Annotated in this window: 13 protein-coding genes; 8 read left to right on the top strand and 5 right to left on the bottom strand. The window is 41.8% G+C overall.

What is annotated here, in order from left to right:
• Window positions 1-467: FKBP-type peptidyl-prolyl cis-trans isomerase (locus tag WMO25_RS07025; RefSeq protein WP_349084729.1), on the top strand; the 467-nt coding region annotated here is incomplete at its 5' end.
• Window positions 468-614: 147 nt separating this feature from the next.
• Here the strand turns inward: WMO25_RS07025 and WMO25_RS07020 are convergent.
• The 3 genes from WMO25_RS07020 to WMO25_RS07010 are packed head-to-tail and all read right to left on the bottom strand — an operon-like array spanning window position 615 to window position 3474.
• Complete coding sequence (locus WMO25_RS07020; protein WP_349084728.1) at window positions 615-1310, bottom strand: YoaK family protein; 696 nt, start codon at window positions 1308-1310, stop codon at window positions 615-617.
• Between the two features lie 51 nt (window positions 1311-1361).
• Window positions 1362-2726, bottom strand: coding sequence for a threonine/serine exporter family protein (locus WMO25_RS07015; protein WP_349084727.1), 1365 nt, complete (start codon window positions 2724-2726; stop codon window positions 1362-1364).
• Window positions 2713-3474: a DUF4866 domain-containing protein gene (locus WMO25_RS07010; RefSeq protein ID WP_349084726.1), complete on the bottom strand. Its 762-nt coding sequence runs from the start codon at window positions 3472-3474 to the stop codon at window positions 2713-2715. The genes WMO25_RS07015 and WMO25_RS07010 overlap by 14 nt, the downstream gene beginning before the upstream one ends.
• Window positions 3475-3596: 122 nt before the next feature.
• Between WMO25_RS07010 and WMO25_RS07005 the strand changes: the two genes are divergently transcribed.
• The 3 genes from WMO25_RS07005 (at window position 3597) to WMO25_RS06995 (ending at window position 7012) form a co-directional block, all read left to right on the top strand.
• The gene (locus WMO25_RS07005) at window positions 3597-4484 is read left to right on the top strand and encodes a LysR family transcriptional regulator (protein WP_349084724.1); all 888 of its coding nucleotides are present in this window, start codon (window positions 3597-3599) and stop codon (window positions 4482-4484) included.
• A 219-nt stretch (window positions 4485-4703) separates the two neighbouring features.
• Window positions 4704-5264, top strand: a complete 561-nt coding sequence (locus WMO25_RS07000; RefSeq protein WP_349084723.1) for a Uma2 family endonuclease — start codon at window positions 4704-4706, stop codon at window positions 5262-5264.
• 38 nt (window positions 5265-5302) lie between these two features.
• Window positions 5303-7012: an AAA family ATPase gene (locus WMO25_RS06995; protein WP_349084722.1), complete on the top strand. Its 1710-nt coding sequence runs from the start codon at window positions 5303-5305 to the stop codon at window positions 7010-7012.
• 26 nt (window positions 7013-7038) lie between these two features.
• Here the strand turns inward: WMO25_RS06995 and WMO25_RS06990 are convergent, their stop codons facing one another.
• A complete protein-coding gene (locus tag WMO25_RS06990) occupies window positions 7039-8436 on the bottom strand; it encodes a sigma-54 interaction domain-containing protein (protein ID WP_215690142.1) in 1398 nt (465 codons plus the stop codon).
• Between the two features lie 299 nt (window positions 8437-8735).
• Here WMO25_RS06990 and WMO25_RS06985 point away from each other — a divergent pair, with 299 nt between their 5' ends.
• From WMO25_RS06985 to lepB, 4 genes are all read left to right on the top strand, one after another.
• On the top strand, window positions 8736-9680 hold the full coding sequence (locus tag WMO25_RS06985; protein WP_349084720.1) for a 3-hydroxyacyl-CoA dehydrogenase family protein: 945 nt from the start codon (window positions 8736-8738) through the stop codon (window positions 9678-9680).
• A gap of 35 nt (window positions 9681-9715) precedes the next feature.
• On the top strand, window positions 9716-10567 hold the full coding sequence (locus tag WMO25_RS06980; protein ID WP_256167100.1) for a beta-keto acid cleavage family enzyme: 852 nt from the start codon (window positions 9716-9718) through the stop codon (window positions 10565-10567).
• Window positions 10568-10634: 67 nt separating this feature from the next.
• Window positions 10635-11933 carry a GntP family permease gene (locus WMO25_RS06975; protein ID WP_349084718.1) on the top strand — a complete coding sequence of 433 codons (1299 nt, stop codon included), beginning with the start codon at window positions 10635-10637 and terminating at the stop codon, window positions 11931-11933.
• 69 nt (window positions 11934-12002) lie between these two features.
• Window positions 12003-12572 (top strand): signal peptidase I, encoded by a 570-nt coding sequence (gene lepB, locus WMO25_RS06970; RefSeq protein ID WP_349084717.1) that lies wholly within the window; start codon window positions 12003-12005, stop codon window positions 12570-12572.
• 119 nt (window positions 12573-12691) lie between these two features.
• Here lepB and WMO25_RS06965 read toward each other — a convergent pair whose 3' ends face one another.
• Window positions 12692-13399, bottom strand: coding sequence for a S1 RNA-binding domain-containing protein (locus WMO25_RS06965; protein WP_349084716.1), 708 nt, complete (start codon window positions 13397-13399; stop codon window positions 12692-12694).
• Window positions 13400-13563: the final 164 nt, after the last annotated feature.

Here is a 13563-nt window from a genome sequence, read left to right as displayed (position 1 = left end):
GGATAAACGGAGGATTTTTAATCATGGAAAATACAATGACAGGACGTAATGTCGGCAAGACATGCCGCACCCATTACAGAGGTACTTTTAACGACGGCACACAGTTTGATTCATCCTATGACCGTGGTGAGCCGCTGGAATTCGTCTGCGGCGCAGGACAGATGATCAAAGGCTTTGATGCAGCCGTGGCTGATATGGAAGTCGGTGAGATCAAAGAAATTCATCTGATGCCGGAAGAGGCTTATGGCATGCCGGATCCGAATGCGATTATTGAAGTCGAGATTGCACAGCTTCCGGGATCTGAGGAACTGACAGTGGGTCAGCAGGTTTACCTGACCAATCAGTACGGTCAGCCTTTCCTTGTAAAGGTTACGGATAAGGATGAGAAGATGATTACTTTTGATGCCAATCATGAGATGGCAGGCAAGGAATTGAATTTCAAAATCGAACTTGTAGAAGTGAAATAAGAAAGTTAAATAGAATACAGGTTTGATTTGTATAAGATACGAATGTGAAAAAGTGCCCTGAAGGTAGATTCAGGACACTTTTTTTTATAGGTAATATTGCCTATGAGATATAAAGGATAGATAAAAAATGAAAAGAAGTGGGCTTATTTAAAGTGTTATCGGTTCCATATGTTCTGTCTGTTCTTCTTTGATGAACATCATAAGAAATCCGATCAGAAGAAGCATACAGGAAATCCATATGGTTCGCATGCCGAAAATTGTAATGCCGTAACCGCCGATACCTGCACCGATGGCAAAGAGTAAAATGATTCCCCAGTAGCACAGGGATTTGCGCAGAGTGTTTTTATCACGGGTACGGATAAAAGCACATAAGGCATCTGTGCCGCTTCGGATGTTGCCGATGCACATAGTACTGGCAAAGGAGTATCCGTTGACTTTACGAAAACTCTGAACCTGCATGGCACATGAGAATGAAACCATGGCATTGGCCAGCAGATTCAGTCGTGTCGGCAGAAATCCAACAACCAGCAAAAGAAGAATCTCAAGTACGAGAACCAGTTGGCGCCAATGGATATGTTGGATACGCTGAAATCTGACGTGGATACATTCAGCGATGGCGATGCCCAGGGCAAAAAACAAAAGAGGCACAAGGTAATGGATCGCCCGGACAAAGTCTTTATCGATAATGCTTTGGCTCAGCAGGACAATATTGCCTGTCTGGGCATTGGCAAAGACTTTTCCACGAAAAATATAAGTATAAGCGTCCTGTAATCCTCCTGACACTGACAAAAAGGCAGCAGTCAGGAAAGATTCGGACATTTGTTTGTGGTGCTTGAAACTCATTGATGATTCCTCCAGTAAAAATTATCAGTTATTGTCTTAGTACTTGCCGGGTTAAGTACAATAACGGAATGTGCGGTCAGTCAGGATTCTTGCGAAGATCAGGCCAAGGGGGAGAGCGGCTATGATCATAATCGCTGCTGCAAACCACGAAACGGATTCGTTCAGGGACATAATGCCAAGATTATAGATGGCACGATAAAGGTAAAGCCCCGGAACCATGATCACAATGGAAGGAACAGTGATAGATATTCTTGGATAACCATGATTTCGTTTAATAATGGATGCAAGTAAACCTGCTGTCAGTGCACCGATGAAAGCGGCCTCCGCAGATGGCATCTGGGTGAAATCAATGAGTTCAAGTCGTAATGTGTTGGCAGCAGCGCCAATCAGCGCAGCGGTGGCTGCGATAGGAATGGCACTGTTGAACATGATCGAGAAACCGAAAACGCCGCAGAAGCTGGTAATGATCCGAAGAAACATATGTAAGAGGGGATCAATGTTCATGGCAGCAAAATCAACGGGTTTCAATTTCAGTAGTAAAGCCATGATCCAGGCAAACATTGTGGCAACAAGAACAATAATGATCGCGTAGGTCAGACGTTCCAGACCGGAACGAAGATCCAGTTTGGCAAGGTCAATGCCGCTTGTAATAAAGGGAAAGCCCGGAATGATAAATAACATGGAACAGATATAGCCTGCTTCATGGAATGAGGAGATGCCGAAGCAGACCTCAGACAGTTTTAAAAGCAGTGCATAAACCAGGCAGGCAGCCGATATGGCGGCTGCAATATTTAAAAACAATGTATAGTGGTGTTTAATCAGCTTTGTACGGACAAAATTACCGATACCGGCTGCAATAAAGGCCAGTATCATTTCCACAGGACCGCCGCTCAGAAGAAATGTGAAGGCACTGCAGGCCAGTGCTGCTGCAAAACCAAGTTTTACAGGTGAATACAGACCGTGGATTTCTTCAATTTCATCCAGTCTTTTATGGATTTCTTCACCTGTAAGTTTGACTTCCATTGTCGGAAATGAATCCACGAATTGTTCCATTCGATACAGCTTAGATGTATTGACACCGGTATTGGCGATGCTGAGAGACTGTGAAACACAGTCTTTGCCGTCAAAGCAGTTGAATGAAATGGACATTAATCCAACATCAACAGTACAGGTTACACCAAGTTCTTTGGACAAACGGTTCATGGAAGTACGGACGCGCCATGCACCGGTACCACATGAGAGCATGATCAGACCAACACGGCCGATGACAGAGGCTTTCTCGATCAATCCGGCCTGACTGATGACAACGTGGCTGTCAGCATCCGCATAATCATGCCATGGAATTTCCATATGGTTTTTTTCCATGATATCAACATAAGAAGCGGCAGGTGCTGATGCAGTATTATTTTTGCGCATAGATAATCGCCTCGGCTTTTTCAATATGTTTCTCCAGATGTTTTAGAAAATGAGAATTCGGCAGGAAGATGCCAAGTTCGTCATATTTCTTATTGTGCTCGACCAGTGTATCCTGACCATAAAAGACATAGGCCATCGGAAGCTCTTTTTCCAGCGTGATCATGATATCCCAGACAGCGGCATAGGCTTCTGCCTCGGTTTCTTTAAGTTTTACTGTATCAGGAAGCTCACGTATCAGAAGAACGCCTGTTGTGATCTCAAGAATTTTCTGGTCGATATTCATGTGGTTTGGACCATAATCATGGCTGTAGCGATAGGCTTGAGCCAGAAAAAGGTTTCGATCTGATTCAAGATCATGATAAATTTTTTGAAAAGTACTGTATTCTTTCTTATAAAAAGGATTATCATACTCCGGAAGTAAGAGACCGTTTTCATCGGTCATGATAATCGGATTCTGTTTGCCGTCTGCATTAAATCGATAGGGAATCAGAAAAGAATTTCGAAGAAGATCAAAAATAGTATTCTGACAGATACCCATTAAAAAGGCAGACAAATCTCTGTTTTTGTAGGATTCAAATAATGCTTTGGAAAACTCCCTGGGTGAAAGGGGATGATCAAATTCATCATTGCAAAATAGAAAATCGCAGAATGTCGCCTGAAGCTTTTCACAAGCCCATGGATCTTTTAAAATTTTTTGAAATAATATATCTGAATGCTCTTCCCGAGGGAAAATCGTTTTTTCTTTCATTATTTATTACGCGTCCTTCCTTGATTTTCATATTCTGTTCAATTATACTATGAATGTAGAAATAAGTAAAAACTATAATTGATATGATATCGATTATGTTTTGATATGCCTGGAGTAAAAGTATGAATGTCAATTTTGAGTATTATCGGATTTTTTATTATGTGGCCAAGTATCGCAATTTTACAAAGGCGGCCAGAGTCCTGGGAAATAGTCAGCCGAATATTACGAGAGCGATGAACTGTCTGGAGCAGCAGGTACATGCGACGTTGTTTATTCGGACAAACAGAGGTGTTCAGCTGACATCGGAGGGAGAGGAACTTTATAATTATGTATCTGCTGCCATGGCTCAGATTTTTGCAGCGGAAGAGGCTCTTTCGGAAAATGATGGCCTGCTGCACGGTAATATTGTGATCGGCACAAGTGAGACGGCGCTGAATATTTTTTTGGTGGATCAATTAAAAAGTTTCCATCAGAGTTACCCGGGAATCCGTTTAAAAATCTATAATTATTCGACACCGCAGGCTCTTGAGACGGTCAGAAGCGGTAAAGTTGATTTTGCTGTGGTATCGACACCCGTGGAAACAGCGGGACCGCTGAAGGTGACTTCACTGGCCTCTTTTCAGGACATACTTGTGGGGGGCAGAACCTTTGAACATCTGACCAGTCGTGCAGTCAGTTTGTCTGAATTGAAGGAATATTCACTGATGGGACTTGGTCGGGAAACGATGACTTATAAGTTTTACAACCGTTTTTTTATGACACATGGACAGGAATTTGCGCCGGATATCGAAGTAGCCACAACAGATCAGATTCTACTGATGGTTAAGTCTGAACTGGGGCTGGCTTTTGTACCGGAGCCGATGACAAGAGAATCGTTGAAGAAAAAGGAGATTGTGACGATTCAATTGCAGGAAGAAATACCGATAAGAGAAATCTGCCTGGTGTATGATTATCAGCATCCGTTGAATTCGGCGGCCAGACAGTTTGTAACAATGTGTAAGAATTGTTAATATTTTCTATGAAGATTTGGCTGGTAATGCGGAAATCTCAGACATTGCAGAATTTTAATTTTTATACGGTCTTTGCGGCTCTGAACAGTTACGATTATTTTATTAAATGCTTTACATCACGGCAAGACAATGCACAAGAATATCCCTTGTTGGAAATAGTGTAAACTGGTATACTAGAGATAGTTTATAAGCGAATAGAATAGTAAAAGGAGTGATTGGATGCCGTTAATAAAAGAAAAAACATATACAGTTGATGATATTTATGCTTTGCCGGAGGATGAAAGGGCAGAATTAATTGATGGTCAGATTTATTATATGGCACCACCCACGAGAAAGCATCAGGATGTTTCGATGGAGCTTTCGAGTCAGATAAAGGCCTATGTTCGTTCGAAAGGTGGGCAGGGTAAGGTGTATGCGGCTCCTTTTGCAGTGTATCTGGATGAATCCGCAAATACCTATGTTGAGCCGGATATATCGGTTATCTGTGATAAAAATAAACTGACAGACAAGGGCTGTAAAGGTGCGCCGGACTGGATTATAGAGATTGTTTCACCGACCAGCAGACGAATGGATTATTATACGAAACTGTTTAAATACAGAACGGCAGGCGTCAGAGAATATTGGATTGTAGATCCGGATAAGGATAGAATATTTGTGTACCATTTTGTGGCAGAGTCTGCGGAGGAAGAGAGCATGGAAGAATATACGTTGAAGGATTCTGTGAAGGCCGGTATTTATGATGAATTAGTCATTGATTTTGGTGATATGGATGTAGAGTAACAGGCAGAGTGCATTGAATAACAGATAATGGAGTATATATGAATCAGGTTATCAGTATCGGCAAGCAGGATTTTGCTTCCCTTAGAGAGGGCAATTATTTTTTTGTAGATAAGACGCATTTCATTAGTGAATGGTGGGAATCAGGTGATGACATTACGCTGATTGCCAGACCGCGCCGTTTTGGCAAGACGCTGAATATGAGTATGCTCAACTGTTTCTTTTCTCATCAGTACGCAGAAAGAGCGGACTTGTTTGAAGGGTTATCTGTCTGGGAGAAAGAAGATTATAGAGCTATTCAAGGCAAATATCCGGTGATTTTTCTGAGTTTTGCGGATGTCAAGCAGGACAATTACAGAGATGCCATTTATAAGATTAAGAAAATTATTGCAAATGTATATCAGCAGTTTCATGAGATTGGACGGTCAGAAGCGCTGACGGAAGTTCAGAGGAGACAATTTATGAATGTGACAGCTGATATGGACGATGTGATCGCACAGAGTGCACTGCAGGATTTGTCATATTATTGCTATTTATATTATGGCAGGAAGGCGATTATCCTGCTGGATGAATATGATACACTGATGCAGGAAGCCTATATCCATGATTATTGGGATAAATTTACATCGTTTGTAAGAGGATTGTTTAATTCTACATTTAAAACCAATCCTTATCTTGAAAGAGCTTTGATGACGGGAATTACAAGAATATCCAAGGCTTCGATTTTTTCGGATTTGAATAATCTGGTGGTTATCACGGCAACGTCTGAAAGGTATGCAGAATGTTTTGGATTTACCGAAAAAGAAGTATTTCAGGCACTGGAACTTTTTGATCTTGGAGAACAAAAAAGTTCTGTCAAGGCGTGGTATGACGGCTTTATCTTTGGTTCAAAAAAGGATATTTATAATCCCTGGTCAATCACTAATTTTTTAAAAGAAGGACAGATTAGATCTTATTGGGCGGCAACCAGTTCCAACGGCCTTATTAATCGGATGATTCAAACAGCGTCTTCTGAGATAAAAACCGGAATGGAGACATTATTAAACGGCGGGCAGATTGAGGCATGTTTTGATGAGCAGATTGTATTTGAACAGTTGGATCGGGATGAGAATGCTATCTGGAGTCTGCTTTTAGCCAGTGGCTATCTGAAAGCAGATCGTGTGGAATATCGAGGCATGACGATGGAACCATGGTATTATTTAAGCATTACAAATCTCGAAACGGCAAGCATGTTTTCAAGCATGTTCAAGAGTTGGTTTGGCATTACCCAGTCTAGCTACAATGGTTTTATGAAAGCTTTATTGTCGGATGATATCGAGGCGATGAATCATTATCTGAATGAAGTTATCATGGCAACCTTTAGTTTTTTTGATACAGGGAGTGACTGTTCTGAGACAGATGAGCCGGAACGTTTTTATCATGGGTTTATACTGGGACTTATTGTAGAACAGTGGGAGAACTACAGGATACGTTCAAATCGGGAAAGTGGATTTGGCCGTTATGATGTGATGATGATTCCAAGAGAACGTTCAGGAAAACATTTGCCTGCAATTGTGATGGAATTCAAGGTTCATAACAGTCGGAAAGAGCAGACACTTGAGGAAACTGTGCAAGCTGCATTGCAGCAGATTGAGGATAAACATTATGACGCTGAACTTTTGGCGCAGGGCTTTAAAAAGGCGCAGATTCATCATTACGGCTTTGCTTTTCAGGGGAAAAAAGTCCTGATCGCCGGTGAATCAGGACTTTAGAATAACATTGTTTGTAAAATAAAAGGCTATTTATAAATACCGAGCTTCTTCATTTTGTAATAGAGAGAAGTACGGTCAATATCAAGAATTCTGGCGGCTTTGGCTTTATTGCCGCCGGTTTTTTCAAGGGCGGACAGAATCCGCTCTTTTTCTGTATCATCGACAGCATGGGCCAGGGTTTCGCAGCGGTCGGTGCTGTTGATTTTCAGTGTATGGCTTTCTGGAATCATCATGCGCTTTTTTAGAAAATCACAGTTTTTCAGTGTAATAGTTTTGTTGTCACTGATGATAAAAAGTCGTTCCATGACGTGCTCCAGTTCGCGGATATTGCCGGGCCAACTGTACTGTGAAAAAAGCTCCAGTACTTCTCTGGAAATGCCTTTGACATTTTTGTACTCTTGCATGTTGTATCGTTCCAGAAAATACTGGCAGAGTTCAGGAATATCCTGGATGCGTTCTCTAAGGGGCGGGATATTTAATTCAACAGTGTTGATGCGATAGTAAAGGTCACGGCGGAACTTGCCCTCCGCAATCAGTTTCTGAAGATTCTGATTGGTGCTGCAGATGATGCGCACGTTGATCTTGATTGGTTTGACACCGCCTACATGTTCAAGCTCCTGTTCCTGAAGGACACGAAGCAGCTTGCTCTGAAGAGTCATTGGCATCTCGCCGATTTCATCCAGCAGCAGTGTGCCGTTGTTGGCCAGTTCAAATTTACCGATTTTGCCGCCTTTTAGAGCACCTGAAAAAGCACCGGATTCATAGCCGAATAATTCGGATTCCAGAAGTTCATTTGGAATAGCGGCACAGTTGATTTTCACATAGTTGTTGAGCTTTCGGGGACTCAGATCATGGATCGCTCGGGCAAATAGTTCTTTGCCGACACCGGTTTCACCTGTAATCAAAATAGAAAGATTAGAAAATGCAAAATCTTCAATTGTACTTTTGATTTCAGTAATCTGATGGGAAGTACCGATAATACGGTCCAGTGAATGCTGTGTTTTCATTAAAATGTCCAGTTCCTTTTTGTACTGGGCATTTTCCTTTTTAATATCCTGAATTTCACTGTGCAGACGGCTGATGGTTTCTGTAATATTCTGCATGGTTGTGACAGCGGCAGCACCTACAAGTTGACCGTCACGGAAAATCGGCATACGATTACAGACAACGGTGATGTAATCATTAACGGTATGGTCAAAAAGTGTCATTAATTCGCCGACTTCCTTTTTCTGACTTTTCAAGACAAGATGCAGGCGGGTGCCGGGAATGACAGACTGGACAGGCTTGCCGATAGCGGCATCACGCTGAATGCCTAAGAGGACCGCATAGCTTTCGTTCAGATAGACAACATTGGCATTTTTATCAATAATAACAAAATTCGGAAAAGTTTCCAGGGCATCTAAAAGCAGTCTTGATACTTTCATAAGTAAAATCCTTTCATCATTATGTAAAACAATGCTTAAAAAATACAGCCTTTCACAAGTATGAAGTCTTTTTAAATATGTCCGGTGTTTCGCTAAGCTGTTTATACGATATAAATTATAGCATGTAAAAATACAAATGCCTACAAGTGTTAAATATTTCAACGTTTATGATGAAAATGTGTTGAAATATTTAACACTTTTTTGATTATTTATGAAAAGAAGAACGGTTTTATGCGGTTTTCAGAGTTGGCACGGGGGTTGCTTATTATTAGGGCATAGAAGACAAAGGAGGATAAAAGATGATTAAGAATGTGACTGTACTTGGCGCAGGTACCATGGGTCATGGCATTGCCCATGTATTTGCAAGACATGGCTGTAAGGTGAGTCTTTATGAACCTTTTGATGCGGTTCGTTTATCAGCACCGAAAAAAATTCGTGAGGAACTGCAGTTTATGGTAGATGAAGATTATATTTCTAAAGAAGCTATGGAAAATGCCATCGCCAATATTACAATCTATGACAATCTGGAAGAGGCCGCAAAGAATGCAGATTATGCCATTGAAGCCTGCCCGGAGAAGATGGAGCTGAAACAGAAACTTTTTGGTAAGCTGGATAAAATCTGTCCGCCGCATACGGTTTTTGCAACGAATACATCCAGTCTGAAATTAAGTGAGATGATTCAGTATCTGCCGGAAGAACGACAGAAGCGGTGTATGGTCAGCCACTGGTACAATCCGGCTTATCTTTTACCAATTGCAGAGCTGTCAAAGTTCGGCAATATGGATGAGGATGTATTTAATGAAGTGTATGAACTCTATGTCAGATGTGAGAAGAAACCTGTGCGCGTATTGAAAGATATTACAGGCATGGTGGCTAACCGTCTGCTGCATGCCCAGGCCAGAGAGGCTTTCCATCTGGTAGAAATCGGAGCAGCAACAGCGGAGGATGTAGATCAGGCATTAAAATATGGCCCATGTTTCAGAAATGCCACAACAGGTATGCTGGAAGTGGCGGATATGGGCGGTCTGGATGTATGGCTGGCCGGCGAGGATAATATGCTGCCAGCACTGGATAATTCGGACAAAGCCTGTGATGCCATGAGAAATCTTGTGGCAGAAGGCAATCTCGGGATTAAGACAGGTAAAGGGTTCTTTGAATATCCGGAGGAAAAACGCGGACAGATACAGATGGATTTCTACAGACGTCTGATCGTTCAGTTAAAAGCAAGCAAGAATTACGATTAAATATTGAAAATCAAAATGAAAAGGGGTATTTTAAAATGGCAGATTTAAAGAATAAACGTATTATTACAGTAGCAACTACAGGTGCATGGCCAAAGAAAGAGAATAATCCAAATGTTCCATTGCAGCCGGAAGAAATTGCAGAAGAAATTTATCAGTGCTGGAAAATCGGTGCGGCTGTAGCCCATGTGCATGTTCGTGATGAAGAAGGCAACGATTCTATGAAAGTTGAGACTTTCAAAAAGGTCATTGATCTTGTACGTGAAAATCATCCGGACTGCGATATCATTTTCAACCTGACAGCGGCTGGCGGTATTGCGAATTCAGAAGAAGCAAGAATGGCACCTTTCAAGACGCTGAAACCTGAGATGGCATCTTTTGACTGCGGTACAATGAACTGGATGCATATGGGTATTTTCAACAACAATCCAAATTTTTTGAGAAATATGGGTACGGCTATGCAGGAAGCAGGGGTTAAACCTGAAATTGAAGTCTTTGATCCTGGTATGATTCATGATGCGGCTTATTATCTCAAGACAGGTTATCTGAAAGCACCTCTTCATTTCCAGTTTTGTATGGGATGTGCGGGCGGTATTTCAGCAACCATCGATGATCTTGTATTTATGAAACAGACACTGGAGAGAGTAGTTCCTGGTTCCACATGGAGTGCGTTCGGTGTCGGTAAAGGTGCTATGGAAATCATGTATGCAGCGATTGCAGCCGGCGGTAATATCAGAGTTGGTATGGAAGATAATGTTGTCTATAAGAAAGGACAGCTGGCAGAAAGCAATATGCAGCTGATTGCAAGAGCACGCCGTGTTATTGAAGAATTTGGCTATGAAGTTGCAACACCGGATGAAGCAAGACAGATTCTCGGTTTGAAGAAATAATTGATACAAATGATAAATGGTGCCGGGCACATAACCTGTGCCTGGCGAGAGGGGAAAGGAGCAGCAAATGAATTTTGCGATAGGTCTGATTGGTATTATTGCGGCACTTGTTTTTCTGACAGTGGCTGTTTATAAAGGCTGGAGTATCCTTTACAGCAGTATTATCAGTGTTATTATCATTGCACTGACGAACAGCCTGAATTTATATGAGGCATTGACGGTTAATTTTGTCAGCAGTTTTACATCTTATGCGGCCGCTTATTTTATCCTGTTCTGCGAGGGCGCCATGCTTGGCAAATTATATGATGCCAGTGGTGCAGCATGGAAAATAGGAAAAACGGTCGTGGATAAATGTGGTACAAAGTTTGCCATTGTCGGTTATATGGCAGTTGCCGCGATTCTTGAATATGGCGGTATTTCTACTTTTGTGATCTGCTTTGTATTACTGCCTTTGGCAAAACCAATTTTTAAACAGACAAAGACACCATGGTATATGTGGCCGGCTATTACGATTGTTCCGATTATCGGACCGGAGTTGATGACACCGGGTGGACTTCAGAGTCATAATATTATTCCAACCAAAATTCTTGGAACAAACCTGATGGCGGCCCCTTTAATGGGAACAGTATTTACGATTATATATTTTGCGGTATGTGGTCTGTATATCGCATGGGAGTTAAAACGGGCACAGAAGGTAGAATGGAAACGCAATTCTCTTCCGCCTGTAGATGAATCAGAAAATGAGAGCGGCCATGAGAATGCACCAAGCATGGTTGCGTCAGTTGTACCAATATTGGCAGGTATTTTGCTTATTAATTCTGCCAATCTGAAACCAATATATGGACTAGGACTCAGTGTGATTCTCTGCATTATTCTTTTCTATCGTCATATCGAGAAGGGTAAAATGATTTCAACATTAAATGAAGGTTTTTCGAATGGTGTTATGCCGTTAATCATGGTAACGGTGGTTGTTGGTATTGCACAGGTAGTTGCACAGACGGATGCCTTTGATGTGATTAAGAGTCAATTGTTGACTTTTAGTTCGACTTCTAAAGTTGCAACAGCATTTTCAGTTGTTGGCATTACCAATATTATGGCTTTAATTTGCGGTTCAGCCTCAGGCGCTATTGCCATGACGCTCGAAATGTTTAGTGATGCATGGATTGCAGCGGGACTAAGCCCTGAGTGGATCCACAGAATGGTAGTTACTGCTTCGGGTGGCTTTGATACTGTACCATGGAATTCGTTTGTTGTTCTGATTCTGACGATGGGAAAATTGGATCATAAGCATTCTTATATGCCAATTTTTTGGGTATCTCTTGTGGCACCGATTTTGATCGCACTGCTGGGTGTGTTCTTTATATAATAAATGTTTGTCATTTCTCAATGTATATGTTATAATGTAATGCATATTTTATTGCGTTTAATGCTTTAAATGAATGAAGACTTATACAGTGAGGAGACGAGAAAGTTTATGTCTGAGGAGAAGAAAGCCTCCATAAAAGCCGAAGTGTTCAGCTGGGTCAAGGTGATTGTTTCAGCGATTATAATTGCTCTGCTTGTGGACTTTTTTATTATAGCGAATGCGGTTGTACCTACCGGATCGATGGAAACAACGATCCCTGCCGGATCAAGGATCATGGGACTTCGATTGTATTACGATTTTAAAGAACCGGAGAGAGGCGATATCGTTATTTTCAAATACCCGGATGATGAGAGTGTTGATTATCTGAAGCGTATTATCGGCCTGCCGGGAGAAACAGTAGAAATAATCAGTGGTAAGGTCTATATTAATGGTGAATTGCTGGATGAGCCTTATCTGAGTGAGGAGCCGACAGGTGATTACGGGCCTTATCAGGTGCCGGAGGACAGCTATTTCATGTTGGGAGATAATAGGGCTGTTTCGAAGGATTCCAGGTACTGGCACAATACCTATGTTAAGAAGGATAAGATCATAGCGAAGGCCTTTGTGATGTATTGGCCGTCATTGAAGTGGCTGGGTTAATTGAATATGTGATGAAAGAAGGGCTGCTTTTTGAAAAGCAGCCCTTCTTTCATAATATAAAAAATGCCCGAATCAACAATTCTGATGATCCGGGCATTGCATTCCAACGATAATAAAGATTAGTCTAACTTGATGCCTGCAAGTAAGGAAGCAAGGCTTGTTGCTGCCTGACCTTCTTCTTTGTAGTTGAAAGCAGGTTCTCTGTTATCAACTACTTCTGCATCTGCATCAAGAGCAGCTTTCATGCTGAGGCTGATCTTGCCATCTTTCTTGCCGATAACCTTAACCTTAACTTCGTCACCGACTTTGACAACTTCGTTCGGGGATTCGATATGCTTGTTAGCCATCTGAGAGATGTGAACAAGACCGGATAAGCCATCAGCAAAGCCTACAAAAGCGCCGAAAGAAGTGATTCTTTCAACTTTACCGTCGTAGATGTCACCAACATTGACAGCATCCATCTTAGCAGCTCTTTCAGCAGCTGCCTTTTCCTGTTCTACAGCTTTGCCTGAGAGAACAAGACGTTTCTCTTCTGGATCGACAGTAATAACCTTAACTTCGATAGATTTATCAACCCATTCGTTTAAATCTTCGACATAAGCGATGGATAATAAAGAAGCAGGAATAAATCCGCGAACACCCTTTACATAAGAGATCACACCGGCATTGACAGCAGCATTGATCTTAACTGTCAGAACTTCACCGCTTTCCTGCATAGCCTTTAATTCTTCCCATACAGCAGGATCAACCGGCTTACGAGGTTTTCTTGCAGGTTTCTTAGGTGCTTCTGTGGATGTTACTTCTAATTCTTTTTCTTCTGTACTCATTGTTGAAATCTCCTTTATTAAACTGGTGCCGAAGCAGCAGTGTGATTAATATATTCCTCAGTCTGAAAGCTGCCGGGAAAATGATTATTCTTCTTCTGCGGCTTCAGCTCCGGAATGATCGTCTTCCTCTGGCTCGTCTTCAGGTGCATCTTCGGCTGGTTCTG

This window comes from Coprococcus intestinihominis (genome assembly GCF_040096555.1).
Taxonomy (GTDB): Bacteria; Bacillota; Clostridia; order Lachnospirales; family Lachnospiraceae; genus Coprococcus_A; species Coprococcus_A intestinihominis.
The sequence above is the reverse complement of the archived record's forward strand: the minus strand, read 5'-3'. Positions and strand labels throughout refer to the sequence as shown.

Bases quoted from the DNA above. Each gene is read 5' to 3' on its own strand.
- WMO25_RS06975 (WP_349084718.1), top strand. From the start codon at position 10,635: ATGAATTTTGCGATAGGTCTGATTGGTATTATTGCGGCACTTGTTTTT.
- lepB (WP_349084717.1), top strand. From the start codon at position 12,003: ATGAATGAAGACTTATACAGTGAGGAGACGAGAAAGTTTATGTCTGAG.
- WMO25_RS07020 (WP_349084728.1), bottom strand. From the start codon at position 1,310: ATGAGTTTCAAGCACCACAAACAAATGTCCGAATCTTTCCTGACTGCT.
- WMO25_RS06980 (WP_256167100.1), top strand. From the start codon at position 9,716: ATGGCAGATTTAAAGAATAAACGTATTATTACAGTAGCAACTACAGGT.
- WMO25_RS06995 (WP_349084722.1), top strand. From the start codon at position 5,303: ATGAATCAGGTTATCAGTATCGGCAAGCAGGATTTTGCTTCCCTTAGA.
- WMO25_RS07010 (WP_349084726.1), bottom strand. From the start codon at position 3,474: ATGAAAGAAAAAACGATTTTCCCTCGGGAAGAGCATTCAGATATATTA.
- WMO25_RS06990 (WP_215690142.1), bottom strand. From the start codon at position 8,436: ATGAAAGTATCAAGACTGCTTTTAGATGCCCTGGAAACTTTTCCGAAT.
- WMO25_RS07005 (WP_349084724.1), top strand. From the start codon at position 3,597: ATGAATGTCAATTTTGAGTATTATCGGATTTTTTATTATGTGGCCAAG.
- WMO25_RS07015 (WP_349084727.1), bottom strand. From the start codon at position 2,726: ATGCGCAAAAATAATACTGCATCAGCACCTGCCGCTTCTTATGTTGAT.
- WMO25_RS06965 (WP_349084716.1), bottom strand. From the start codon at position 13,399: ATGAGTACAGAAGAAAAAGAATTAGAAGTAACATCCACAGAAGCACCT.
- WMO25_RS06985 (WP_349084720.1), top strand. From the start codon at position 8,736: ATGATTAAGAATGTGACTGTACTTGGCGCAGGTACCATGGGTCATGGC.
- WMO25_RS07000 (WP_349084723.1), top strand. From the start codon at position 4,704: ATGCCGTTAATAAAAGAAAAAACATATACAGTTGATGATATTTATGCT.